The organism is Kordiimonas sediminis, from assembly GCF_014656395.1.
GTDB lineage: Bacteria > Pseudomonadota > Alphaproteobacteria > Sphingomonadales > Kordiimonadaceae > Kordiimonas_A > Kordiimonas_A sediminis.
Genome location: NZ_BNCI01000001.1, coordinates 1,668,519 through 1,695,003 on the forward strand (window position 1 = coordinate 1,668,519; position 26,485 = coordinate 1,695,003).

At 49.8% G+C, this 26,485-nt stretch carries 21 protein-coding genes; 11 read left to right on the forward strand and 10 right to left on the reverse strand.

Annotated elements, in window-relative coordinates; all coding sequences use genetic code 11:
* Positions 1-64: 64 nt before the first annotated feature.
* From IE181_RS07380 to IE181_RS07395, 4 genes are all read left to right on the forward strand, one after another.
* The gene (locus IE181_RS07380; protein ID WP_191251620.1) at positions 65-775 is read left to right on the forward strand and encodes an ABC transporter ATP-binding protein; all 711 of its coding nucleotides are present in this window, start codon (positions 65-67) and stop codon (positions 773-775) included.
* The gene (locus IE181_RS07385) at positions 772-3,171 is read left to right on the forward strand and encodes an ABC transporter permease (RefSeq protein WP_191251362.1); all 2,400 of its coding nucleotides are present in this window, start codon (positions 772-774) and stop codon (positions 3,169-3,171) included. Before IE181_RS07380 ends, IE181_RS07385 begins: the two co-directional genes overlap by 4 nt.
* Before the next feature lie 10 nt (positions 3,172-3,181).
* Positions 3,182-4,399, forward strand: a complete 1,218-nt coding sequence (locus IE181_RS07390) for an efflux RND transporter periplasmic adaptor subunit (RefSeq protein ID WP_191251364.1) — start codon at positions 3,182-3,184, stop codon at positions 4,397-4,399.
* A 71-nt stretch (positions 4,400-4,470) separates the two neighbouring features.
* On the forward strand, positions 4,471-6,015 hold the full coding sequence (locus IE181_RS07395; RefSeq protein WP_191251366.1) for a PAS domain-containing sensor histidine kinase: 1,545 nt from the start codon (positions 4,471-4,473) through the stop codon (positions 6,013-6,015).
* A 13-nt stretch (positions 6,016-6,028) separates the two neighbouring features.
* Here the strand turns inward: IE181_RS07395 and IE181_RS07400 are convergent, their stop codons facing one another.
* Both IE181_RS07400 and purD read right to left on the reverse strand, forming a co-directional pair.
* The gene (locus tag IE181_RS07400) at positions 6,029-6,811 is read right to left on the reverse strand and encodes an alpha/beta fold hydrolase (RefSeq protein WP_191251368.1); all 783 of its coding nucleotides are present in this window, start codon (positions 6,809-6,811) and stop codon (positions 6,029-6,031) included.
* 41 nt (positions 6,812-6,852) lie between these two features.
* Complete coding sequence (purD, locus tag IE181_RS07405; RefSeq protein WP_191251370.1) at positions 6,853-8,124, reverse strand: phosphoribosylamine--glycine ligase; 1,272 nt, start codon at positions 8,122-8,124, stop codon at positions 6,853-6,855.
* A gap of 172 nt (positions 8,125-8,296) precedes the next feature.
* Between purD and xseA the strand changes: the two genes are divergently transcribed.
* The 3 genes from xseA to IE181_RS07420 all read left to right on the forward strand — a co-directional run bounded on the left by xseA (position 8,297) and on the right by IE181_RS07420 (position 11,496).
* The gene (xseA, locus tag IE181_RS07410; RefSeq protein WP_191251372.1) at positions 8,297-9,826 is read left to right on the forward strand and encodes an exodeoxyribonuclease VII large subunit; all 1,530 of its coding nucleotides are present in this window, start codon (positions 8,297-8,299) and stop codon (positions 9,824-9,826) included.
* 84 nt (positions 9,827-9,910) lie between these two features.
* Positions 9,911-10,747 carry a M23 family metallopeptidase gene (locus tag IE181_RS07415; RefSeq protein ID WP_229819219.1) on the forward strand — a complete coding sequence of 279 codons (837 nt, stop codon included), beginning with the start codon at positions 9,911-9,913 and terminating at the stop codon, positions 10,745-10,747.
* Between the two features lie 50 nt (positions 10,748-10,797).
* The gene (locus tag IE181_RS07420; protein WP_191251376.1) at positions 10,798-11,496 is read left to right on the forward strand and encodes a TorF family putative porin; all 699 of its coding nucleotides are present in this window, start codon (positions 10,798-10,800) and stop codon (positions 11,494-11,496) included.
* A gap of 7 nt (positions 11,497-11,503) precedes the next feature.
* Here the strand turns inward: IE181_RS07420 and IE181_RS07425 are convergent, their stop codons facing one another.
* From IE181_RS07425 to IE181_RS07440, 4 genes are all read right to left on the reverse strand, one after another.
* The gene (locus IE181_RS07425) at positions 11,504-13,573 is read right to left on the reverse strand and encodes a tetratricopeptide repeat-containing sensor histidine kinase (RefSeq protein WP_191251378.1); all 2,070 of its coding nucleotides are present in this window, start codon (positions 13,571-13,573) and stop codon (positions 11,504-11,506) included.
* 224 nt (positions 13,574-13,797) lie between these two features.
* Positions 13,798-14,682 (reverse strand): 3'(2'),5'-bisphosphate nucleotidase CysQ, encoded by an 885-nt coding sequence (locus tag IE181_RS07430; RefSeq protein WP_191251381.1) that lies wholly within the window; start codon positions 14,680-14,682, stop codon positions 13,798-13,800.
* 28 nt (positions 14,683-14,710) lie between these two features.
* A complete protein-coding gene (locus IE181_RS07435; protein WP_191251383.1) occupies positions 14,711-16,051 on the reverse strand; it encodes a TldD/PmbA family protein in 1,341 nt (446 codons plus the stop codon).
* A 150-nt stretch (positions 16,052-16,201) separates the two neighbouring features.
* Positions 16,202-18,589 carry a TonB-dependent receptor gene (locus tag IE181_RS07440; protein ID WP_191251385.1) on the reverse strand — a complete coding sequence of 796 codons (2,388 nt, stop codon included), beginning with the start codon at positions 18,587-18,589 and terminating at the stop codon, positions 16,202-16,204.
* Positions 18,590-18,907: 318 nt separating this feature from the next.
* Between IE181_RS07440 and IE181_RS07445 the strand changes: the two genes are divergently transcribed.
* Positions 18,908-20,572 carry a U32 family peptidase C-terminal domain-containing protein gene (locus tag IE181_RS07445; protein WP_191251387.1) on the forward strand — a complete coding sequence of 555 codons (1,665 nt, stop codon included), beginning with the start codon at positions 18,908-18,910 and terminating at the stop codon, positions 20,570-20,572.
* Positions 20,573-20,598: 26 nt separating this feature from the next.
* Here IE181_RS07445 and IE181_RS07450 read toward each other — a convergent pair whose 3' ends face one another.
* A complete protein-coding gene (locus tag IE181_RS07450; protein ID WP_229819220.1) occupies positions 20,599-21,159 on the reverse strand; it encodes a lipid-binding SYLF domain-containing protein in 561 nt (186 codons plus the stop codon).
* Positions 21,160-21,604: 445 nt separating this feature from the next.
* Here IE181_RS07450 and IE181_RS07455 point away from each other — a divergent pair, with 445 nt between their 5' ends.
* Positions 21,605-22,381 (forward strand): substrate-binding periplasmic protein, encoded by a 777-nt coding sequence (locus tag IE181_RS07455; RefSeq protein WP_191251389.1) that lies wholly within the window; start codon positions 21,605-21,607, stop codon positions 22,379-22,381.
* Positions 22,382-22,416: 35 nt separating this feature from the next.
* Here the strand turns inward: IE181_RS07455 and IE181_RS07460 are convergent, their stop codons facing one another.
* The 3 genes from IE181_RS07460 to IE181_RS07470 all read right to left on the reverse strand — a co-directional run bounded on the left by IE181_RS07460 (position 22,417) and on the right by IE181_RS07470 (position 24,309).
* Positions 22,417-22,860 (reverse strand): YqaA family protein, encoded by a 444-nt coding sequence (locus tag IE181_RS07460; RefSeq protein WP_229819221.1) that lies wholly within the window; start codon positions 22,858-22,860, stop codon positions 22,417-22,419.
* A 34-nt stretch (positions 22,861-22,894) separates the two neighbouring features.
* On the reverse strand, positions 22,895-23,770 hold the full coding sequence (gene hemF / locus IE181_RS07465) for an oxygen-dependent coproporphyrinogen oxidase (protein ID WP_191251391.1): 876 nt from the start codon (positions 23,768-23,770) through the stop codon (positions 22,895-22,897).
* Between the two features lie 74 nt (positions 23,771-23,844).
* Positions 23,845-24,309, reverse strand: a complete 465-nt coding sequence (locus tag IE181_RS07470; protein WP_191251393.1) for a tRNA (cytidine(34)-2'-O)-methyltransferase — start codon at positions 24,307-24,309, stop codon at positions 23,845-23,847.
* A 329-nt stretch (positions 24,310-24,638) separates the two neighbouring features.
* Between IE181_RS07470 and petA the strand changes: the two genes are divergently transcribed.
* Positions 24,639-25,193 carry a ubiquinol-cytochrome c reductase iron-sulfur subunit gene (petA, locus tag IE181_RS07475; protein ID WP_191251395.1) on the forward strand — a complete coding sequence of 185 codons (555 nt, stop codon included), beginning with the start codon at positions 24,639-24,641 and terminating at the stop codon, positions 25,191-25,193.
* Between the two features lie 11 nt (positions 25,194-25,204).
* Entirely contained in the window at positions 25,205-26,470 is a 1,266-nt protein-coding gene (locus IE181_RS07480) for a cytochrome b (RefSeq protein WP_191251397.1), read from the forward strand.
* The last annotated feature ends 15 nt before the right edge of the window (positions 26,471-26,485 follow it).

The window sequence follows — 26,485 nt, forward strand, 5'->3', positions numbered from 1 at the left end:
GTGTAAGTATTTCTGTCTATAGTCTTAGTACAGATGCCCGAACGCAAACATGGAACTGTAGATGATGCGCACTGACCCTTGTTTTGAAGTTGTTGATTTAACAAAAGTTTACGGCGAGGGCGAAGCGGAAGTGCGTGCCCTCCGGGGCGTATCTTTGACAATATATTCGGGTGAAAATATCGTTCTTCTTGGGCCGTCCGGTAGCGGCAAATCAACATTACTAAATATTCTGGGGGGCTTGGACAGTGCGACCAGCGGGGCGGTGTTTTTTGAAGGGCGCAACCTGACTGAGATGACAGATTCGGAACTGACCCAGTTCAGGCGCGACCATATAGGATTTGTGTTTCAAAATTATAATCTGATGCCGGGGTTGACGGCCGAGGAAAATGTCGAGCTGGTTACGGAAATTGCAAAAAACCCGCTGCCCGCCAAAGAGGCACTGGACATGGTTGGGCTTTCGGCGCGAACCGATCATTTTCCGTCACAGCTTTCAGGCGGGGAGCAGCAGCGGGTAGCAATCGCACGGGCAATCGCGAAACGACCACAGGTACTTTTTTGTGATGAACCAACAGGTGCACTGGACAGCCAGACAAGCCATCTGGTTTTGAAGGCACTTGACCGGGTTACCAAGGAATTGGGTGCAACAACCTTGATGGTGACCCACCACCGGGGGATTGCGCCGATGGCGGACCGTGTTATCCGCTTTAAAGACGGCAATATCGACCAGATAGAGGTCAATGAAAATCCCGTTTCGCCAGAGGAAGTGGTTTTGTGATTCTCAGACGCCACATATTTGAACGGATACTTGGGCTGTTTCGGCCCCTTGACCGGAAGCTGTTTCGCGGTGTTCGCGGCCTTGGTGCACAAGTGATTGCCGTATCCGTTGTTGTTGCGTGTGGTGTAACCTTATTTATCACAATGAACGGTACGGTCACGTCCCTGAGTACTACGCGGGATACTTATTATGACCGCTATAATATGGCGCATATCTGGGCCCCGGTAAAAAGGGCGCCGATGGTACTGCGCGATCAGATTTCAGATATCCCCGGGGTGCGCCGGGCCCGCGGCAGGATTAGCGCAGGGGCCCTGGTTGATATGCCCGGGGAGCCTGCACCGGTGCGGGGTAAGGTGCTATCAATACCCGATGGGCGCATGCCAGATGTGAACACACTCTACCTGAAACGGGGCACGCTGCCGCGCAAAGGACGGGAAGAAGTTATTCTCCTCGACAGTTTTGTACAGGCGCACAAGCTGCAGCTTGGTGATACAATTCCGGTCACCCTTTATGGCGCAAAACGATTCTTACGGATCGTCGGCGTGGCGCTTTCGCCAGAATTTGTCTATTCAATTCCGCCGGGAGAGCTTGTTCCAGATCCGAAACGGAATGCGGTAATGTGGATGGGTTATGATGCGCTGGCTCATGCCTATAACATGGACGGTGCGTTTAACGAGATTGTTCTGCTGACTGAACGGGGAGCCAGTGAACAGGATATCATGCGCAGAATTGATATTTTGCTGGAACCATATGGTGGTATTGGCTCTTATTCCCGAGATAATCACATATCCGATGAATTTATCAAAAGTGAACTGACACAGCTCTCTGTGGTGGGAAGCATTATCCCGCCAATATTCCTTGGTGTTGCGGCTTTTCTGCTGAATATCATCATTACCCGCATTGTTGAGGACGAACGGGAGCAGATTGGTCTTTTGAAAGCATTTGGATACACACAGACGCAGATCGCGATGCACTATCTTAAATTTGCTCTGATCATCATTTCTATCGGTGTCTTTCTGGGCTGGGCAGGCGGGGAGCGTATGGGGCGTGGCACCGCTAACATGTATCAGGAATTCTATCATTTCCCGCTGCTGATTTTTAATCCGGGTATCGGAATATTTATCGAAGCAACCCTTTTTGCCCTGCTTGCGGGTGTTCTTGGGGTTTTTCTGGCAGTGCGCAAGATTATTGGCCTGCGCCCGGCAGTTGCCATGTCACCGCCACCACCGACAGATTATTCCGGGGTTGTTAGTTTTGGCGGAAAGCTGAAATGGATGGACCAGACCCTGCGCCTTATCGTGCGGCACATCCTGCGTTGGCCGCTGCGGGCGGCATTAACGTGTTTGGGGATTTCCATGGGTATGGCCTTGATGATTGGTGCCCGCGGCAATGTTGATGCCCTTGATAAAATGATGATGTTGAATTTTGAACAGGTTAGCCGGCAGGACCTGACAGTATCCTTCACGGAAACGCAGGACCGGTCGATCGTCAATGAAATGGGGCATATCGACGGTGTTTTGGCGGTTGAGCCGTTTTTGTCTGTGCCTGTTACCCTGAAAAACAAGCACCATATCCGCCATAAGGCAATTACAGGGGTGGTGTTGAATGCGCAGCAAAACCTTCTTCTGGACCGACAGGAAAGACAAATCAACCCGCCTGCTGACGGACTTGTGATGGAAGAATTACTGGCTGAGGCGCTGGACGTGAAAGCCGGTGACACCGTCACCGTCAAAGTGAAAACTGGCAATCGGCCTGAGCTGGAAGTACCGGTTCTACGCATCATCAAAACATACCTTGGAACACCGGTTTACATGGAGATGCATAGCTTGCATTCCTATTTAAGGAACGGTGAAGAGATATCCGGGGTCTATTTGACGATCGACGAATCAAAAGAAGATGCGATCTTTAAAGAATTGAAGGATATGCCAGGTGTGTTGGGGGTGAATTCTAATAACGATACATATCGTGCCATGCGGAAAACCATGGATCAGGCAATCGGTACGATGCTTGTGTTGAATTCAACCTTTGCCAGCTTGATTGCGATTGGTGTGGTTTATTCCAGTGCCAGAATATCTTTCTTTGAAAGACAACGTGAAATTGCCAGTCTGCGCGTGCTTGGGTTCACTCTGACTGAGGTTAATATGGTTCTATTGGGCGAGCTGGCGATCTTGACCGTTTTCGCATTGCCTCTCGGTGTTGGGCTCGGACGGTTACTTGCACAGACGATGGCCCATGAAATGAGTTCCGAGTTGTTTAGAATGCCCAGTGTAGTCGAGCTGTCCACGCTTGGCAGTGCGGCGGCTATAATATTGATTGCCTCAATCTTGTCAGCCGCACTGATGTCAAGGCGTGTAGCAAAACTGGATATGATTATCGCACTGAAAACAAAGGAATAAGGAGCGATCAGTGACCAAAATTAAAGCGAGGACAATTGTTTTCGGGGGCATGGCTTTACTAGTGGCCGGGTTTTTTATCTTTGCCTTTATTCCCAAACCGTTACCAGTAGATATGGGCAGTGTCGACCGGGGTGATTTGACCGTTCATACAAGTGACGATGGCCGCACGCAGGTACGGGAATTGTATGTTGTATATGCACCTGTCGCAGGAAGGCTCCTGCGAATTCAGGGCGAAGAGGGTGACCCTGTCATCGCGGGAGAGACTGTCATTGCGACAATGCGGCCGTCTGGTCCAGGGTTTCTTGACGAAAGACGCTCCAAGGAGGCAGAAGCAGCGGTCGCAGCCGCAGAAGCTGCGCTCGCATTAGCGCAGTCAGATGTAAAGCGTGCCCAGGCAGAGGTGGATTTTGCCAAGGCCGAAATCAAACGCACACGGGAGTTAGTCGCTAATAAAGTATCCAGCCCTGCAATGCTTGACCGTGCAGAACTTGGGTTACGCACGTCGGAAGCACAGCTTGATACGGCACAGTCTGCTGTGCGTGTACGCCGGGCAGATCTTGAAGTTGCCAGGGCTGCACTGATTGCGCCGGGCAACGAAGACGGTACCGGCCCCGGTCTCATTGAAATCAAGTCCCCGATCTCTGGACGGATTATGAAATTGGTGCACGAAAGCGAAGGTGTAGTGCTGGCGGGTACGCCGCTACTTGAACTGGGTGATCCTGCAGAGCTGGAAATCATTGCTGACTTTTTATCGCACGAAGCGGTGAAAGTGAAAAAAGGCGCCAGAGTAGAGATTGATGGTTGGGGTGGGGCGCCGCTGGAAGGTTTTGTCCGCCTTGTGGAGCCCAAAGGTTTTACCAAGGTTTCTGCACTTGGGATTGAGGAGCAGCGCGTCAATATTATCATTGATTTTGCCCCTGGCGTGCTTGCTGCCCATCCAGAGATTGGTCACGGTTTCCGAGTCGAACCCCGCATTGTTATTTCAGAAGGGAAAGATGTTCTTCGGATACCTACTAGTGCCTTGTTTATGGATAATCGTGTCTGGTCGGTTTTTCAGGTGATCGGTGGTGTTGCGACAATAACCCCCGTTGAGATTGGCCGCATGAATACCGACCATGCTGAGGTAATTTCAGGCCTCTCAGAAGGAGATTTAGTTATTTTATATCCTTCTGATTCTGTCCACGAAGGGATAAAAGTTGAAAGCCGTAAAAAGTTTTTTCGGGTGTGAGGGTTTTTTAAGTATTTCTACACTATGTGATGTTTATAATGGTCAGTAAGACAATGCAGTAGTGTCACGTTATGTTTGAAGAACAACCTCGGAATATCTCCGCGCCTAGCTCGCACGACATTTTAAACGATTTGCTCGTGGCCGTAATAGTGTGTACGGAACAGGAGATAGTATATTATAATCAAAGCTTTAAAGATTTCACGGCTATTGGTGGTAAGCAGGTGCCGCTGTCTCTTGAAGATCTCTATAAAAGTGTTGTTCCAGAAGATTTGGCCTTGGTGGAAACCTTCAGGAAGAAGGTTTTTTCCGATGGACAATTTCCAGACAAAATCGAGTTTCGCATCCAGCCATCTTCAGCTGAGATCAAATGGTGCAAACTGTCCCTGAATAAGCTTGATGGGGAGCAGGGGCAGGAGAAACAGGCTACCCTTATTCTGGAAGATATCACCCGCGAGAAAACCGCAACGGGTGAGCAGGCCTGGACAGATAATCTCTTTAAAACCGTGTTTCGGATATCACAGGATTTTATGATTCTGTCACGGCTCCCTGCAACAGATATTGTCAGCGTGAATCCAACGTTTCTGAATTTGTTTGGACTGCGCCGTGATCAGGTGATTGGCAAGGCTACCCATGAACTTGGTGTATGGGCGGAGCCAATGCTGGTACAACGCTTCATCGAAGAACTGAAGATGAGCAGTTTCATATCCGATGTACCGGCGTCAGTCAGGGTACGGGGCGGTGTCATGCGGCATATAAACCTGTCTGCTCAAAAGCTCGAGCAGGGAGGCGATGAGTATCTTCTGCTGATTGGTCGTGACATCACGGATGAACTTACACAGGCGCAGGAGTTGAAGCGTAGCAGAGATTCGGCAGACCTTGCAAATCGGGCGAAGTCCGAGTTTCTGGCGAATATGAGCCACGAACTGCGTACACCGCTGAATGCAATTTTGGGTTTTGCTGAAATTTTACGGGATGAGATTTTTGGCCCGATAGGCAGTGATAGATACAAGGATTACGCAAGCGACATTTATAATTCCGGGAGTCATTTGCTGGAAATCATCAATGATATTCTGGATCTTTCAAAGGTCGAAGCAGGGCGCATGGATACGCAAATCCGCTGGATTGAGCCACAGGAAGCGATTGAAAGTTGCCTTTCTTTCATTCATCAGCGGGCGCTGCAGGGCGGACTGGTTCTGACGTCTGATATAGATGAAGATATGGAACTTGAAGCCGATGAAAGGCTGTTTAAGCAGATTTGTCTGAACTTGATGTCCAATGCTGTGAAATTCACCGAGCCGGGTGGAGAGGTTTCTGTCAGATTAAAACCGTCGGCTAGCGGCGGTGCCATTCTTTGTGTGCAGGATACGGGGATCGGTATGACCCCTGAAGAGCTTAAAATCGCAAAGAGGCCATTTGGGCAAATTGATAATGCATTGTCCCGGTCACAGGAAGGGTCGGGTCTTGGCCTGCCGCTGGTTAGTTCTTTTGCGGAGCGCCTGAAAGCCACGTTTGTAATTGACAGTACCCCAGGGCAAGGCACCAGGGTTAGTATCATGTTCCCGCCTGATAAGGTACGTGCACCTCAGGGTAGCACAAACGAAAGTGACGAAATCTGACGCAGTTGGGGCGTTACTTTCTGTTGGTAACTTTCAGAAAATGTTCAATCATTACATTCACTTGTTCTGGAACACTTTGGTGCAGGTGGTGCGATGCCTCAAGGGGTTCTGCCCACATGATCTTGGGCGCATTCTTTACAATGCTGGTGCGGTCATTACTGGGATGATTGGAGGCAATATAGGCCAGCGGTTTTTCAGAGGCGGCCTGTAAGGCAGGTTTGCCGTACCAGTCCAGCATACCCTTCCATGCCGATATCGCAGATTCTCTCGGTACTTGGTTCATACACTTCTGGGCATGCGACAGCAGACCCTTGGGGTCTGATTTAAAGAACATAAACCGCACAGCCATTTCATTGAAAATCTTGGGTAGCTCACTTTCCTCCAGTTTACGGAGGGATGTTTTCATTGAATTGATGACGGGCTTGTGTGCGACAATCGGTGAAGGGTCGACAAGGATACACCCGGCGGCACACTCTGGGGACTGGTGCAGTATTTCAAGGGCAACGGCTCCGCCCATGGAATGGCCGATCAATATGGGCGCGTCCAGCTTCAACTCATGGATAAACCGGCCAATAATTTCGGCCAGAAAAACGATCGTTAAGTCGATATGAGGTTTGGCAGACTTACCGTGGCCGGGCAGGTCAACGGATATGCAGCGATGGCTTGTGGCTAAATGATCAATTTGTTTGCGGAAACTGGTGTTATCAGCACACCAACCGTGGATGAAGACAAGGGGACGGCCCTTGCCAACATCCGAGTAATGTAGTCTGACGCCGTACGCAACCAGTTCGGCCACTCTAACTCTCCTGAACGGTAAGCCCGTTCGCGTTCTAACTGTTACTGTTCTCTTGCGACTGCTCGCCATCCAATGTCTGAGCGACAGAAACCTTCAGGCCAGTCAATCTGTGCGATTGTACTATATGCCAGTTTTTGGGCTTCGGTCACGGAATTTGCTCTACTGGTCACATTCAGCACACGTCCTCCAGTTGCCAGAAGGCTCGCACCGTCGCGTTTTGTCCCCGCATGGAATATGGTTACATCTTTGCTGTCCAGTGTTTCAGTCCCTTTTATTTCTGTGCCTTTATCATAAGAGCCGGGATATCCTTTGGCAGCCATCACAACGGTCAGGGCTACGTCAGTGCTCCATGACAGGGAAACATCGGACAGGGTGCCTTTTGCGCAGGCTAGCAAAGCTGGCACGATATCACTATCCAGTCGCTGCATCAGCACCTGACATTCCGGATCACCAAACCGACAATTATATTCGATCAACTGCGGGCCGTCTTTTGTAATCATTAGTCCGGCATAAAGAACGCCGGTGTAGGGGGTTCCCATGTCTCTTAGCGCTTGTGCAGTGGGCTCAATAATATCGCGGATCACTTGCTCACACAAATCATCAGTCATGACAGGCGCGGGGGAGTAGGCACCCATGCCACCTGTGTTTGGCCCCTTGTCACCGTCATAGGCGGCTTTATGGTCCTGCGCAGTTGCAAGTGGAAGAACGCTTATGCCGTCCAGTAGAACAAAAAAGCTTGCTTCTTCGCCTTCTAGAAAGTCTTCGATGACTACTTCGGCACCGGCTGAGCCGAATTCACCGCCAAACATGTCATCGATCGCTGCGACCGCTTCTTCCATTGTATGTGCAATGATAACGCCTTTACCGGCAGCAAGGCCATCAGCTTTAATCACAACAGGAACGCCCGTTTTGGATAGATACGCTTTCGCACTTTCTGCATCAGTCAGGCGGGCGTAAGCGGCGGTTGGAATATTATAATTCGCACAGATGTCCTTGGTGAAACCTTTGGAGCCTTCGAGCTGTGCAGCAACTTTTTTGGGGCCAAATGCCGGAATGTCAGCTGCTTCAAGTGCGTCAACAAGTCCTTCGACCAGTGGTGCTTCGGGTCCCACAACAACCAGATCAATCGCCATATCCTGACAGAAAGACAGTACAGCATCATGATCGGAAACATTCAAATCAACAGAGGTTGCAATCTCGCCAGTGCCGCCATTTCCTGGGGCACAGTATAAAGTTTTGAGCATTGGGCTTTGAGCGATTTTCCAACATAGGGCGTGTTCTCTGCCACCGGAACCGATTACTAGGATATTCATTAAAACCTCTACTTTTGTGGGGACAGGCAGATCTTTATCAACTGGCCCGAACCAAGACTTGATTGCCTGCCTTTTGTATCATAGCTTTTCAAACACTCAAGCGTCTTTGACGATTACCAGCATTGGTATTATAGACCGCAACTTATACATACAGGCACAAGCAGGGCAACATATGACGACAGACGGATGGGGTACCACCAGTTCCACAGGTAATGCGCACGAATATACAGTGTCGGAAATTTCCGGCGCGTTGAAGCGCTCTGTCGAGGACCTTTTTGGCAATGTTCGGGTGCGTGCTGAACTGTCCGGTGTAAAGCGGGCGGCGTCAGGGCATGTATATTTTAGTCTGAAAGATGACAAAGCAGTTATTGACGGTGTATGTTGGCGCGGTGTGGCCAGTCATTTGTCCTTTGTGCCTGAAGATGGTCTGGAGGTAATTTGTACCGGGAAACTGACGACCTATCCCGCCCGGTCAAAATATCAAATGGTTGTCGAACAGATGGAGCCAGCGGGTGCCGGTGCGCTGATGGCGCTTCTTGAGGAGCGCAAGAAAAAGCTCGCTGCTGAAGGGTTGTTTGACCCCGCTCGTAAGAAACCAATACCGTATCTGCCTTCGGTTATTGGGGTTGTGACATCCCCAACGGGTGCTGTTATCCGTGATATTTTACACCGACTGGGCGACCGCTTTCCCCGACATGTTCTTGTGTGGCCTGTTCTGGTCCAGGGGCAGGGGGCAGCCGAACAGATTGCAAATGCTATTGCGGGCTTTAATGCGATTGATGGGCAGGGCGGCCTGCCACGTCCAGATGTTTTGATTGTTGCGCGCGGCGGTGGGTCCATCGAAGACCTATGGTCATTCAACGAAGAAATTGTGGTGCGTGCGGCAGCAGACAGCGCTATCCCGCTTATTTCCGCTGTTGGTCACGAAACAGATACCACGCTCATTGATTATGTATCTGATCTGCGTGCCCCTACACCTACGGGTGCTGCGGAGAAAGCTGTTCCCGTTAGGAGCGAGCTTGAAGCAACACTGTATGACCTGTCCAAACGTCTTACGTTATCCAAGGGGCGGGTGATAGCAGATCGCCGCGACCGGTTGACAGCTCTTGGACGGGCGTTGCCAAAGCCACGGGATTTGCTTGGCCTGTCGTCCCAAAAACTGGACGACCTGTCTGATCGTCTGCCGCGTAGTTTGATGGCAGTGGTGCAAACAAAGACTGGCCGGTTAAATCGCCTGATTGGCGGTCTGGGCACTGGCCAATTACGGCAGGGATTGCAGTACCGCCAGGAGCGCTTGAAACAGCAGTCTGCCAGACTTCAGCCAGCCTACGCGCGCCGTCTTACGATTTTATCAGACCGCCTGACGGCGGCGGGGCGTATGTTAGACACCCTATCCTACGAACGCGTTTTGGACAGGGGCTTTGCCGTGGTCACAAACACAAATGGTGATCTGGTGACTGTCGGTGCGTCATTACAGGCAGGAGAGCAGGTACAAGTACGCTTTAAAGACACCGCTCGCGCCATGATCGTCGGGGGGGCTGGCACAGATAATAAACCAGACCAGGACGGTGCGCCCGGCATGACTGCTTCAGTCTCTATGCAGAAAGACAAGAAGTCTACAAAGACATCAGGTACAAAATCGGTGAAGAAGGCAGGACCAAAACCAGCAAAGGACGATGGCAGGCAGGGACGATTATTGTAAGCCGGTCAAAATTTTGCCCTAGTCCCCCTGTCAAGTACTTGGCATATACGCTGTATTCAGTCTGAATAAATGAGGCACCAGTTCGTGATATTCATCCGTAAACTCTTTTTGTGGACCCTGTTACTCAGTGGTTTTAGTCTTAGTGCCTCGGCGCTTGATATTGAAGGGTCGCTGGTACAGGGCGGCTTTGCCTACGGCAAGGTGGCACCGGGCTCTACAGTGTGGCTGGATAATAAGCCTATATATGTGGGCGAAGAAGGGGACTTTGTCCTGGGGTTTGGTCGGGATCATCCTGCCCAGTCCCGGCTGTCGATTTCGTCACCGACAACAAATAGTATGGAGACACATACCCTTGATATAGCGGATCGTGATTTTGATATTGAGCGTGTAAACGGCCTACCCCCGAAGACAGTATCGCCACCACCAGAATGGGCGGCCAGACGAAAATTGGAAACGGGGCGGGTGGCAAAAGGAAGAGCCGCAGTTAGTACGGATACTTTCTGGAAAACCGGTTTCATTAAGCCTGCTAAAGGACGCTTTTCCGGCTTTTATGGCAGTCAGCGTATTTTAAACGGTAAACCCCGCAGTCCCCACTATGGGCTGGATATTGCAGGCCCGATTGGTACGCCGATTTATGCACCTGCGGGGGGCAAAGTCACACTTGCAGCGCCCGACTTTCTTCTGGAAGGCGGTATTGTAATCATTGATCATGGCTACGGTGTTAGTTCGACCCTGTTTCACATGGACACGGTCACGGTTTCTGAAGGCCAGATAATCGAGCAGGGCGATCCTATCGGCACAATCGGTGAGAAGGGCCGGGCATCTGGACCACACGTCGACTGGCGGCTTAACTGGCGATCTGTCAGGCTTGATCCCGCTCTTGTGATTGGGCTAGAGGGGGCAACATCTGGTACGTCCTGATGGTCGTATCGCTTGGACGCCTAGAAAATTTGCAGCGAAGGTAAATAATAATGAGAACATATGTAACGGCACTGTTGATATCATCAGCTCTTTCATCACTGGGTATCGTAGGTACGATTGCTGACGATGCAATCAGCACCGTTGATTTTGATGCGTATGTCGGGGTTGTCAGCGATTACCGTGACCGCGGTTTATCGCTTTCAGATAAGGACCCAACCATTGTCGGGTCTGTTGTCGGCTACCACGACAGTGGGTTTTATGCCGGTGTGAAGGGTGCGTGGATTGCTGACCGTCGCGGCAATGATGCACAGGCTAAATTCTTCACGGGGTACAGCTTTGATAAGGATGCTTACACCTACGATGTGTTTGTTGATGTTGATACAATCCACGGGGATGGTGACAGCAAGTTCTATCCGTCCGTAGGGGCATCAGTAGCACGTGATTTCGGACTATTATATTTCCGGACTGGTTTGTCTTACTCTTTTGACGGGCGTTGGTTTACACCGGAAAATGATAGTCTATACGGCTTTTTTGATTTGGAAGTGCCGATCCCGAATATGCCGGAAATAACGGTTCTGACCCACGTGGGGTATGACAACCGTGTTGGGCGTTCTGATCTGATGGATTGGGGTGTCGGGCTGTCAGCTTTTGTAGATCAATTTGAGCTTACTGTTATGTATGAGGATTCAAGCGTTAATCACCCACTTGGCAGTGGGTCGGTCATGTTTGGGATACGCACGTATTTCTAAACAGTGTCTAGTCTCTGCGTATTAAGCGGGAAAATGGGAATTGAAGCGAAACTTTTGTGCCAACACCTGGCTCGGATTCAATAACCATTTTGCCGCCATGCATTTTCATCAGGCTCGATACCAGAGGCAGGCCAAGTCCGGTACCTTCTGTTGACCGAGTAAGCGTGTTGCCTGCCTGCCCAAAGGGGGTAATGGCAACTTCCAGTTCTTCTGCTGACATGCCTGTGCCAGTATCAGTAATAATGATGCTAAGGGCATCATCAATTGTGTCGCCCAGTAAATAGGATACCGTCACCGTTCCACCCGCCGGTGTAAATTTGATGGCGTTGGTCAGAACATTAAGAATGATCTGTTTAATTAACCTTACATCACCGCGCATGTCGGGAAGGGCATAGTCTGGCTGGGTTATGGAAAGATCCAGCCCCTTATTCGCAGCCCTCTGTTCCACAAGATATGTAGTATCGTCAATCAGTTCGGGCAGGTTGAACACCTCTTCATGCATTTCCATCTGCCCTGCTTCGATCTTGGATAGATCAAGAATGTCATTGATGATGGACAATAGATGCTGGCCCGACCGCTGAATGTTCTGAGCGTAATCGTGGTATTGCGGGGTTGAGTGTTTTCCGTACAACTCTTCAGCCATAATATCAGAAAATCCGATAATGGCATTCAGTGGGGTTCGGAGCTCATGGCTCATATTCGCCAAGAAGTCAGATTTTGCATTATTAGCATGTTTCAGTTGCAAATAGCTCTGGCGTAGACGCTTGGTGAAACGGCGCTGGATGATCAATATGAAAATACCCAGCGTCAGGATTGATATAAGGAGCAGTATGAAAAGGTTACGGTTCCTGCCTTCAGATGCAACAAGCTCGCGTACGGCCCGGCTGCGGTCCAGCTTTAGCTGAAAGTTCGCGGTTAGCTGGCCAAGGTTATTAGCGATTTCATTATCAAGAATGGTTTTCTGCGCATCCATCGCCGATCGCAGAACTTCATAGCCTTTTTTATAGTTTTGCTGTGCATATAGAATTTGTGCCTCCGTGAAGAGGCTTCTGGAATAAAGCTCTGTCTGATAATAGTCGGGATTATCATCAAGTGCTTTCAATACTTCATTATGATGAATGATTGCAGCTTCTATGTTGCCGATTGCTGCATAACTGTCTGCCAGCAGCTGATCCAGATAAATGGAGAATGTTCCGACAGCTTCATAGTTTTGACGCGCGGATTGACCGAATTCAAGCGCTTCCTCGAAACGCTGCTGTTCAAAGGCAACACTCGCACGTCCATACTGTGCATAAAAGCCGCCGTCTTCGTTACCGTTTTCATCAATGACTTGTTGAAGACCTGCATAAAACCGGTCAGCTTCTTCCAGATCACCAATGCCGATAAACCCAAAGGCAACATTATATATGATGGTTTCCCGATCAATGGGCACGCCAGAGGTTTCGGCGATATCCATGGCTCTGTGATAATAGCGAAGGACGCTTTGCAGGTCGTCGCCTTCCACATATATATATCCAAGCGTCTGAAAGATGGTCGACCTGATCTGGTTCGACCGATAGTCATCAGGCAGTTGTTGGTCAATCTCAAGAAGTGTTTCAACGCCTTCCAAGAGGTTGCCAACTTTGGGGCCGTGTAGGGCAATAACAAGATTTATGAAATGCGTTGCCAGCAATTGATCTTCATCCAGCGCTTTTTGCAGAAGGACTTTCTGATAGGTGTGGGGCGCGATCAGGTCACCATCAACTTCATCAGCAAAGGTTTGCGCGGAAAGCGAGATTAGCTCCAGTTCGTAATCTTTTTGTTCCTTGGCAAAGGCATGTGCTTCGTGGCCGATTTCACGCATCTTGTCCGAGAATTCGGTACTTAAAAGATTAAATAGTAAGCTTGTGTATAATTCTTTTTTTCTGGCTGGGCTTTCCGTAGATGCTATTTCAGACCGCAATTGATGAATACGCGTGTAAACGTCATTGTCGGGTGCAGACAGTACCCGTTCCAGTAATGCATCAGCCGTTTCAATAAGGGCGCGCGGCGCTGCTTTTGTTACAATGACAGCACTGGTTGCGCTTCCTGATGCCATAAATAACAAAAAAGCGAGTGTTAAAACGCAAGCGATCTTAGCCTGCCGTTTTAAAACACCCGACAATATTTCCGGATATTTAAATATTGCTCCAGTCCCCAGCTTAATTCGTCCCCCACTATTTCGTTTAGTGCATCGGTTCTTGAATTTCAACGAATTGTTCTTCGGACTTGGGCTGCATTTCAGGTATGCGGTTAATCATGCCTGTATTTCGCGGTCTATTTCTATGGTGCCGTCGGTGCGATGCCCGTGTTTAAACGTTTGTGCCATGCTTCCAGTGCTGGCTCTACCCGGTCCATAATGGGCGTTATCAACCCCGGTGTCGATGCCACTATATGCTCATGCAGGGGTTTGCGTCTGTTGAATACCAGTTCACATTCGCGTCCCGTAGTCACCAGCCCCCCTGCTTCCCTTACAATCAGGTCAGCAGCGGCAACGTCCCAGTCATTTTTCGGGCGCAGTGTTACACAGCAATCAAACTGGCCGTCCGCGACCTGGCAAAGCCTGAGCGCGATGGAGTTTGCCTGTTCTGCATACATGCTCGGTGGCCACGGGGTTGGCCAGTATTTGCTGGCCTTGAAAGCATCTGGGTCACCCATCATTCGTGCACTGCATAAATCAATGGATCCAGAAATCTGAATGGGCTGCCCATTACGCGTTGCCCCTTTGCCAGCACGCGCAAAATAGAAAGCATTTTTCACCGGCGCATAAAAGGCTGCAACAACTGGTTTTTGGTCCTGTACCAGTGCAACGCTGATACCCCAATTATCACCGCCCTCTAGGAAAGAGCGTGTTCCGTCAATCGGGTCTACAATCCAAAGCCGGCCGCACCGCAGACGCTCTGGCTGGTCTTCGGTTTCCTCAGACAGCCAGCCATATCCCGTGCGGTTTTGCATCAAGGTGGTGCGCAGAAACTCATCAACAGCGAAATCGGCCTCGCAGACGGGATTGTTGGGCGACTTTTCCCAGACCTTTACATCGCGTGCAAAATAGGAAAGGGCAATTCGCCCGGCTTCTTCAGTAACTTGTCTGACCAGTCGCTCGTCGTCGATCAGTGACCATGGACACGTGTCTTCGTCAAATCTGGGCGCTGGTTGCAGCGTTTTCATCGTATCACCTACTGGCTGGCCCTGACGGTTAGGAACCAGCGATCATCATGCCATCAATGCGCACGGTCGGTGCGTTGCTTGAATAGCGGAACTTCAAGTCTGATGCTGCCACACACTGCATGAACATTTCCTTAAGATTGCCTGCAATTGTGATTTCCGAGACAGGTTCAGCGATCACCCCGTTACGTATTCTGTGCCCGGCTGCGCCGCGACTATAATCGCCCGTGACACCATTTACACCCATGCCGATAAGCTCGGTGATATAGACGCCGTCTTTGATATCTGCAATCAAATCATCTTTTGAAACAGTCCCTGCCGCCATATATAGATTGCTGCAGCCAATGCCAGGGGGGGAGCTGGTGCTGCGGCCCGCATGGCCTGTCACCGGTAAATTCAACTGCCGTGCTGCGGCGCTGTTCAGCGTCCACATTTTCAAGACGCCATCATCGACTAAAGCGCATTTTTGAACCTGTACGCCTTCGCCGTCGAATAGACGGGATTTCAGACCGCGTACAATCTTGGGGTCATCAATAATGGAAATGCCGTTGCTGAATGTCTGCTTGTTCAGGTAATCTTTCAGAAAGCTGGTGCCGCGAGCAATGCCGGTACCGTTAATCGCGCCAGCAAAATGCCCAAGGAGGCTATTTGCGACCCTTGGTGCAAATACCACAGGCAGGCTTCCGCTGGTCATTTTGGTTGGGTTCAGGCGTGCCACCGCCTGTTCGCCAGCACGGCGGCCAAATTCCTCGGGACTATCCATATCCTGAAAATGACGCGCACTGGTAAAATCATAATCGCGTTCCATGCCTGTACCTTCACCGGCAACACCGGATACAGACGCGCTGAAACTGCTTCCTTTGTAGCTGTTGGAAAACCCGTGGCTGGTTACAAGAGCCATGGACCAGCTACCTGCGCTGGCACCAGCGCCGGAAGAATTGGTTACGCCGTCCACACTGTACAGCGCATCCTCTGCGCGGTGTGCAATTTCTGCCAGAGTTTCCGCGCTGACATCTGTATCGTCATAAAGGTCCAGCTCTGCCAGTGGTCCTGTATGGAGTTTGTCTTCGGGAGCAAGGCCGCAGTAAGGATCTTCTGGTACTGCTTTGGCCATAGACATGCAGCGGTCGATTAGTTTGTTCAGGCTTTCAGTGCTGCGGTCACTGGTCGAGACCATTGCCTGCCGTTTACCGATAAAGACACGAAGACCAATGTCTTCGCCTTCAGATCCGTCAACGTCTTCAAGTTTGCCGTTGTGCCAGGAAACTGATTTGCTCGTGGCTTCAATAGCGGCAGCATCTGCCGCATCTGCACCTGCTTTTTTAGCTTTTTGCACAAGGTCATGAAGAAGGTCGAGCGAAGTATTTGACATGAACCGGTCCTTATTGATCAAATTTTCCGCAATAAGCCACAGTTTTGACCTGGCTTCAACCTTGATCGACGTTGATTATCAATCACCAAAGAAAAAGCAGGATCGAAATCCTGCTTTGTCCTGCTTTTATTTTGTCACCAGACCGGGGATTTAGAAGTTGACCCGGTACGTCACGCCGTATGTCCGCGGCTGGTTGGTGAAGAAGGCCAGCCGTGCCCTGCCGCCGCGTTCGCGGTTGAAGGACAGGTTAGCATTCTCGTCAAACACATTGTTGACGTAAAACACCAGTTCCCAGTTGTCTGTCATCAGGCCGGTACTCAGGTTCATGGTTGTGTAGCTGTCCAGCTCCAGATCCAGCGTTGTGGACGCATCAGCAGGCGCACCACCAAATGGCAATCCATGCGTGAAAGTTCTTGGATTGTCTTGCTGGTCGGATGGTTGAGTAAAGATACTGTCACGGTGCTGTACAGTGCCAGAGAAGAATGCCTCTGCGTCCCGAACCATTTCAATCGGCCATGAATACGTGGCCGTTGCCCCAATTGAGAGCTTTGGAACAGAAGGCAGGCGCCAGCCATCTTCGACCAAGGTATTGCCAAGGCTGTCCACAATGGTGCTGTCAAACTCTGCTTCAATCAGGCTTGCATTCAGCGCAAAATCCAGACCTTCGGTCGGGCGGGCTTTCAGTTCAGCTTCCAGGCCCATGGTGTGTGCTTTGGGCACGTTGAACGAAATACGCGACGAACATGTACCGGCGTCCAGAGTTACCTGCAGGTTTTTGATGTCGGTATAGAAGGCAGCGGCATTCAGGCTAACAGCGCCTTTTTGCATTTTGATGCCAGCTTCATAGTTCCAGAGACTTTCATCATTATAATCCTGGAAGCCACCAAATACTTCAAGGTCATCATCAGAACAAAGCGCAGTGTTCAGCGGATCGTTGACACCGCCTAGGCGGAAGCCCTTGGAGACTTGCGCATTCAGCGTGACATCCTCATTCATGTCATAACTGACCATGACACGAGGGGAGAAACCGTTAGAACTGGTTTCGTCAACCTGATCTACAACACCGTTACCAAACAGCCCAACCTGTGTTACCGAACGCTCTTCCTTATAATCATAGTAGCGACCACCCGCAGTAAGATGCAGCACATCAGAAACATCGTATGTTAGTTCTGCGAACAGGGAGATCTGCTCCAAAGTATAAGGCAGTTCCGAATAGAAAGGTGAATCAGGGGGTGCTACGCCTGCGCGGGTCGCTTCTGCCGTGCCGGCACCAAGTACAGAATCTGTGAAGGCGTCATAGCCGGGTGTTGGCAGGAACTGCTTGTAAAAGCGGTCTGTGTTTGAATAGAAACCGCCAACAACCCACTGCAAGGGTCCGTTACCATTTGAAGATAGGCGTAATTCCTGTGTGAAGCTTTCCACCTTGGTCGTATCGCGCAGGTTTGACGGCAGGTTCACAGCCTCGTCCGGGTATCCCAGATCGACGGAAACAGACCCGGTGAGGGCAGAAGCATCCCGGCTGACCAGAATGTCACGGTCCGTGTAGCTGGTCACGGAGGTAAGGTCGACACCGCCAAATGAAATTTCTGCAGTAAGATCAGCGATCATGGTCTGATCTTTGAAGCCTTCGTCCAGTAGCAGATATTGTTCGCGCTCGCCAAAATTGACGACGCCGCGGTCTGTTGTAAATTCATTGCCGTACAGGTTATAGACTTCCTGACGATTAAAGCCGTCCATATCTATTTCCTGATACACCAGTCGTGGTGTAAGGGTCACATTTTCACTTGGCTCAAACTTCATGGCGACGCGCAAACCGCTGCGAGTACCGTCATTGACATTTGTTTTCATGTCGCCGGACGGGGTGTAGGCGTCAATAAATCCACCATATTCCTGATGATAGGCAACCATGCGCAGGGCGACGGTATCTGTCAGTGGCAGGTTATACATGCCTTTCAGATGATAGCCCATGCTGCCGCCGTCTACCTGGTTAAGGTTAGCTTCAAAGCTGCCTTCTGCTTCATCCAGATTAGGTTGGTTGGTAATGTAGCGGATTGTACCGCCAACAGAGCCAGAGCCAAATAATGTCCCCTGTGGTCCACGCAGTGTTTCCACACGGTTCAGGTCATAGAGATCAAGGTCGGGGGTGAAAAGCGAAAGGGAGATTACAGATTCGTCCAAATAGACACCAACCTGTTCTTTAACGCCGGGCTGGTCACGGACAATCTGGCCAGCGGACACGCCGCGAATAGCGACCTGACTTTGACCTGGCCCAAGGTTTTGGATCATTAAGCCCGCGACATTTCGGGACAAGTCTTCCAGTGACTGGGAACCGGTACGACGAATATCATTAGAAGTCTGGGCATTAATGGAAAATGGAACATCTTGGATGCTTTGGGCACGTTTAGTTGCTGTAACGGTAATTTCTTCCAGTATAGCAATGTCACTATCCTGCGCGGTAACGGCTGATGATAATGCACCTGATGCAAAAACGGCTAGTGCGGATACGCTTAATAGGCTGGACGTAAAGGTCGTTTTCATACGATTCCTCCCTAAGTGATTATTATTGTTTCACTACCTCCCGAGTAGCGGTACTTCCGACTGACGTAAAATATTGAACTTCATGTCATTGCTGACACTACAGCAGGAAAGTACAGATAGTGGATAGTATGAATATTGTAAAATCCTGTCCATACAACAGGGTAGGTAGACATAGTCTGCCCTGCATACTTTTCCTGTCAGTGTTGCAGATATGTCCCCATCGCTTGTCCTGGTGCGGAGAATTTGAGAAATACTAGCAATTTGGTATAAAATCAGGTATCACGCCGGCCAAATGTTAGATATTGAGTAGGATCAGGAATGCGCGACCAGAAGAAAAGATCTGAGCTATTAATGCCAGCCGGTAATCTAGAGAAGCTGAAAGCAGCAGTGCTTTACGGTGCGGACGCGGTATATCTCGGTACACCGGATATGTCCCTGCGGACAAAATCTGAATTCTCGCTTGAAGATGTTATCGAGGGTGTTGAATTTGCCCACAAGCACGGCAAACGCGTATATCTGACGCTTAATCTGTTTTCACATAACAAAGACATTACGAAACTACCACAGTTTGTGGAGACAGTGCGCAAGGTTAAACCTGACGGATTGATTGTTGCTGACCCTGGTGTCTTTATGTTCGTCAAGGAACAGGCCCCAGAGCTGGAACTGCATATTTCCACGCAAGCGAATGTGTGTAGCTGGCAGTCTGTAAAGTTCTGGGAAGACCTGGGCGCCAAGCTGGTCGTGCTGGGACGGGAAGTGTCCTTTGCGGAGCTGGTTGAAATTCGCGAAAAATGCCCGGATATCAAGCTTGAAGCCTTTGTGCACGGCTCGATGTGTATGACCTATTCCGGACGCTGCATGTTGTCTAACTTTATGGCAGAGCGCGGTGCCAACCAGGGCGCGTGTGCCAATAGCTGTCGCTGGAAATACAAAGTCCATATGAAGCTGAAGGACGGCACGGTCAAAGAACTGCCGCTGACAGAAGAAAATCTAGAGCTGTTTGATTTCTTTATCGAGGAAGGGTACCGCCCAGGCGATTTGCTTCCGATCGAAGAAGATCAGCGCGGGACCTATATCCTGAACAGTAAAGATTTGTGCATCATGCCTAAGCTGAATGACCTGCTGGAGTTGGGCGTAGACAGCCTGAAGGTCGAAGGACGGGGCAAATCCGTATATTATGTGTCGATGGTTGCACGCGCGTACCGGATGGCTATTGATGACTGGTACGAAAACAAAGAAGACTGGAATGCAGATTCTTACATGAAAGAACTGTCCCACGTTCCGTCGCGCGGCTATACGCTGGCCTTCCACGATGGACGTTTGACCAACTATGCGCACGGTTTTGAGCAGACTTACACGCTGGCGGACTGGGAATATGCCGGTGTGATCCGCGAAGTTCGCGATGATGCCTTCATCGTTGAAGTGAAAAACAAAATCGCGGCAGGGGATGTGCTGGAATTTGTTTCTCCAATCCGGAAAGAGACAATTCTGTTGCGTCTTTATGAGATTGAAGAAGCCAAGAATGGACGCATATGGGAAGAGGTCCACGCAGGCAATAAGCCGATCATTCGTGTTCCTTTCTCGTTGTTCCATGAGGAAGAGATATCTGTGTTACAGAATGACTTCCCGGAAATGACGGTGATCCGGAAGGAAAAGCCACTTACACAAGACCAGTGGGACCGCCTGAAACTGGACGCAGAAGCACAGCTTCTTGAGCTTGGTAAAGGCAATGAAGGGTCATACGAGAAAAAGCGTGCAAAGCTGCAGGAATCTATTGATGCGGCTGAAAAAGAACTATCGCTGCGGACGCCGCGTCGAGGTAAGGAAGGCTGCTGCGGTAAGGGCTGTAATGGCTGTCTGCCGTTCTGGCATGATGAAAAATATGCTAAGGCTCGTGCACTTCTTGCACAGAAAAAGATGGGCCAGCTTTTGACCAAGGAAGAAGTAAAAGCCGAGACAGCCGAAGCCATCCCGGCGGAATAGTTTGAATGTAGCTTACTGACAGAAGATTACTGGCCGCTATTCAGCTTTTTATCTTTCCAGTATTTAGTGCCTTGCAGCGTTGCCTGCAGGGCAATACCGTTTTTGGTAATCTGGTAAACGCTGACTTCTTCACTGATGTTATCTGCAACAGATCCTTCGCCGCCTTTGTCGCCAGACTGGGCTGCTGCATCAGCCTGGGCAGATAAGTCCCATCCTTTGTCGATGAAATAGTCGAACGCTTTCTGGGTGCGGAAAATAAAGACGGCCCGAAAATCTTTCACGCCAAGGCCAAGACCGACACCGGCACTCGCCATTTTCATGAAGGTTTTTTCGCCGGTTTTATTGTTGATGGCAACGCCGCGTCCGCCCCCGCCAGAGAGAAAAATTACATTAACGCCGACATTCGAGAAGACGGCATAGCCTACGCTATTATCCAGTTCTTTCTTTGCACCGGGTTCCTCCTGCAGTAGCTGGGCGATTACATCTTGCTTCATCTCCATAATTTTGGCGCGCTTTGTATCCGATGCAAAGGTCGGTAGCGCAAGGGAGATGATCAAAAGGCCTGTGGCCAGCAGTCTTGCAAACATATGAATTCTCCTAACTAGCTTGGTTTGGCCGTATCATCAGTGATGATAGGAATATCGTCAATAGCACAATAAAAAAAGCCCCGACCCAGTTCAGGAAGCTGTCGTCGATGTAGTAGATTGTGTCAACTTGAAACAAGTTTGGTGAAAATCAACCATATGGAAAGTTTCTTGATTTATACTTAGATGAAAGCAGTTCACGAGCACTGTAGTTACTTTCATTGGCTTTAAATCAGGGATTTGCGCGGTTTGAAGTGTTTGCAGCGTGGTTTTGCTTTGCTAGTCTGCACCGTAGATTCCCGTCTAAGGGGTTGCCATCTATGCATATTTTTGACATGACTGTCCCGCCGTTGGGGGTGATGGCTTGCAGTTTATCGGTCATTTTAATGATTGGTGTGCTGTCAACAGGGACACATGGGGCGGACGTATGAGGGTGATTTGGTGTTGGGTGTTTTCCCTTTTATTAATAAGTGTTTCTTTTGATTCGCTGCATGCTTCTGGTCAATCTGGTACACGTCAGAACGTTTTTGTTGGTGGCTATGTTTATGAACCGTTTATCGACGCGGACGGTTCAAGCGGGGTTACCTTTGATCTGATCAGGCAGCTTAATCAGATCCAGGATGTCTATCAGTTCAATATATCGGTTTTTCCGTCCCGGCGGCGTTACGCCCAAATGGCGCAGGGTAATATGCATGTAATATTCTTTGAAAGCCCCATTTGGGGGTGGACGCCACTTGCTGAGCAGTATGATGTTACAGACCCGATTGTACAAGTTCGGGAGCAGATGGTCATGCGTGCAGATAGTGCCAGGTTTCCGCGAACCTTTGGCGATGTGGCAGGGTACCGGTTGGTGCTGATAAATGGGTTTTCTTATAACTTCGCAGGCTTTGAACTGGATACCATGCAGTTAAAACGACGATATGATGCCGTTTTCGTGCATAATCAGTATCAGATCCTGCATATGATTCAGACAGGCAGGGCAGAACTGGGCATTGCAAACGATATGTTTCTAAGTCTTTGGCGTAAACATAACCCTCAGGCTGCGGTTTCAATCGCAACTGGCCCAACGCCAGACTATGATTATAAATTACCTGCCATCGTCAGCAATCAAAGCCCGGTTGGTAAGGAGGAGCTTACCCATTTGCTAGACACGCTCAAGGACAGAGGGATGCTGCTGGATATTATTCCAGAGGAGAATCTTATCTGGGGCGGGAATGATAGATAGTAGCATCTGGCTAGATTGAATTTGCCGTGTTCTTTCTAAAGTGTTCCCATATAAAAGAGTGCCCAGATAGCAGCGTATCTGATCGCCTTGCCGAAACCAACCAGAACTAAAAAAAGTGAAAAACGCGTGTTTAGCACCCCCGCTATCAAGGTGAGCGGGTCACCAATCACTGGCAGCCACGCAAACAGGAGGGACCAAACGCCGTAGCGGGCAAACTGATTCGATGCCTTGTCTATTTGTGCGGGTGTGAACGGAAACCAGCGTTTCGTCTGGAAATCATGCAGGCGCATCCCCAGCCACCAGTTCACACAGGCACCAAGAATATTACCGGATGTAACGGCAAGAAACAGGAGAAAGGGACTATACTGCCCCTTTGTGAGCAAGGCCGCAAAAGCCAGTTCAGAAAAAGCGGGCAATAAGGTTGCCGCAATAAAGGCATTGCTGAACAATGTCAGATAGATGATGGCATCACCCATCATGCTTTGGTCCTGTTCTGTCTTGCGTTCGGTACGTTTACGGCCATTTTGCCTCTGGTGGCAAGGACATTAGAATTGCTTCTACATTGCCGCCGGTTTTCAAGCCAAAGGTGGTGCCGCGATCATACACAAGATTGAATTCAGCGTAGTAGCCTCTGTACTCCAGCTGTGTTTCACGTTCTGCTTCTGTCCAGCTGTCGTGCATATGGCGGCGAACTAATGCAGGATAAATCTCGTTAAAGGTTCGTCCAACGTCTTTTGTGAAAGCAAAGTCATCTTCCCATTTACCTGAGTTAAGCTGATCATAAAAGATACCGCCTTCGCCGCGGGCACGATTCCGGTGCTGGATATAAAAATATTCATCACACCATTTTTTGAATTTTGGATAATACGCTGGATCGTGACGATCGCAGGCCTCTTTGAAGGCTGCATGAAAGTCCGCTGTATCCTGTGCGACAGGCAAGGGGGCATTCAGGTCCGCACCGCCACCAAACCAGCTTTTTTTTGTGCAAATAAACCGGGTATTCATGTGAACGGCAGGTACTTTGGGGCTGTTCATGTGGGCAACAAGCGAAACACCGGTGGCAAAGAAACTTGGATCTTCATCGGCGCCGGGAATGTTTTTGGCAAATTCTTCGGTGAAAGTACCGTGTACCGTGGAAATGTTTACACCAACCTTTTCGAACACACGGCCGCCCCGCATTATGGACATGGTCCCGCCGCCACCTTCGGCACCGTCCGACTGGTTCGTCCGGTCCCATGTCTTTCTTTCGAATCTGCCTGCGTCCCGGTCGCTTAACGGGCCGGTTGCTTCATCTTCCAGCTTTTCAAAACTGGCGCAAATCTGATCCCGCAAAGTTCTGAACCAATCAGCAGCTTGTTGTTGTTTTTCCTGTAGTGTCAGATCAGACATGAGATATCCTTGTTTCAGTAAGACTTCAGAGTACGGTTTATTGCAATCGTCTGGCGCAGTGTTGTATGAAAGCTTTATTCAAGCGTATCAAATGAGCCGGTCTGTCGCAGTGCTTCACCCAGTACCATAGCCATAGATACGGCGACATTCAGTGAGCGCAACTGTTTTTGCATCGGTACACGGACTTTTCCGTCTGCCGCTGCAACGACCTGATCGGTTACACCGCCGGATTCGCGACCAACAAGCAGTATATCAGTCTCCGAATAAGTGAATTCGGTATGTTTTTGGCTGCAGGCAGTGGTCAAAAGGACAATCCTGCGACGGTTTGTCGCACACCATTTTTCAAAGGCATCCCAGTCCATATGATGATGGATAGTGACCATATCAATATAGTCCATGGCAGACCGGCGCAGTGCCTTGACGGAGAACGGGAAACCGCACGGTTCAATAATGTGTACAGCGCAGCCCATACAGGCCCCAAGTCTAAGCATGGTTCCAGTATTTTGAGGCTGGTCGGGTTCAAACAGGGCTATATCCATGGGCGGACACTAGAAAAATAATCCCGTCCGCGCAATCCAAACAATGGCCAGCATTGGAAAAATATGGCGTTTTTGTGAAAACTTCACGATAAACCCTTGCACCACAAGCCATACCCGATTAAACCCTCTTTATCGTACTGGATCTGTATCCAGTGTGCGTTATGTGGTGTGGGATATATTACCCTGTCTTATAGGGGCTGTACCTGATCCATGTAACTGTATAGAATTATAGGAGGGCTGGGCCCGGTTCGCCGGTTATTCAGTCTATGAGTTTGGAAGCAAACATTTGATCGCCTGAGATGCATCAAGTTCCTGCCAAGGAAGATTAGATGAGCACAGTAGAAGACACAATACATGGTGAAGAGGGCGCTACACGGCGTGACTTTCTTCATATCGCAGCAACTGGCTTCGGTGCGGTTGGTGCCGCAGTTGCAGTTTGGCCATTTATCCATCAGATGAACCCTGCAGCTGATACGCTTGCTCTTGCAAGTGTGGAAGTTGACATCAGCCAAATCCCGGTTGGTGAGGCTGTTCTGGTGAAATGGCGTGGTAAACCGGTTTTCATCCGCCACAGAACCGCAGCGGAGATCGCAGACGCACGTGCTGTTGATGTAGCAAGCCTACCTGATAAGCAGACCGACCAAGAGCGTGTACTTGAAGGTAAGGATGAGTGGCTCGTTCTTACTGGTATTTGTACGCACCTTGGCTGTGTGCCACTTGGTACAAAATCCGGTGATGAAAAAGGTGAATATGGCGGATGGTTCTGTCCTTGCCATGGTTCCCACTATGACACATCTGGTCGTATCCGGAAGGGTCCTGCTCCACGGAACTTGGAAGTTCCTGAGTATGCTTTCCTAAGCGACACAGTGATGCGCATCGGGTAAGGGGAAGAAGAATGGCACTTTCAGAAGTAAAACCGAATAACAAGGTTCTGGCTTGGGTAGAAGAGCGTCTGCCAATCCTGACTGTTGCAAACAGTGTAATGGGTCCTGGTACGCCAACACCTCGTAACCTGAACTACTGGTGGAACTTTGGTTCCCTGGCAGCTCTCTGCCTGATTATTCAGCTTGTCAGCGGTATCGTTCTTGCGATGCACTACACGCCGCACACTGGCATGGCCTTCGACAGCGTCGAGCGTATCATGCGTGATGTGAACTACGGCTGGCTGATACGCTACATGCATGCGAACGGCGCGAGCTTCTTCTTTATCGCAGTGTACACGCACATTTTCCGCGGCTTCTACTATGGTTCCTACAAGGCACCACGGGAAGTATTGTGGATGCTGGGTGTTGTAATCTTCCTCCTGATGATGGCGACTGCTTTCATGGGGTACGTACTACCATGGGGCCAGATGTCCTTCTGGGGTGCGACTGTGATTACCAACCTGTTCTCTGCGATCCCTGGTGTAGGTGAAAGCATTGTGACACTTCTTTGGGGTGGTTTCTCTGTTGATAACCCAACTTTGAACCGTTTCTTCAGCCTTCATTATCTGCTGCCATTCGTGATTGCAGGTGTTGTGGTTCTCCATATCTGGGCGAAGAAAATCTCTGATAGTGGTAACCCACTTGGCGTAGAAGTAAAAAGCAACGCAGACCAAATTCCTTTCCACCCTTACTACACAGTTAAGGATGCGTTTGGTGTAGGTGTATTCCTGATGGTATTTGCGTACTTTGTATTCTTTGCACCGAATGCGCTGGGTCATCCGGACAACTATATCCCGGCTGAGCCACTTGTGACGCCTGACAGTATTGTTCCTGAATGGTACTTCCTGCCATTCTATGCGATCCTGCGGTCAATTACATTCGATCTTGGTATCCCGGGTACAGACATCGTCTTTATCGACGCGAAGCTTCTGGGTGTACTAGCAATGTTTGCATCCATCCTTGTTTGGCTGGCACTGCCATGGCTTGATACGTCCAAGGTTCGTTCTGCAAAGTTCCGTCCAACATACCGGATTTTCTTCTGGTTCCTCGTTGCTGACATGCTGCTTCTGACAGTTGTTGGCGGTAAGAAACCTGAAGGTATCTGGCCGATGCTTGGTCTTGCCGGTACTATTTACTATTTCGCACACTTCCTCGTTATCCTGCCTCTGCTGGGTAAAAAGGAAAAGACACTGCCACTGCCTGAAAGCATTATTTCAGCAGTGAAAAAGTCAGCATAAGTAGGAGTATAGACA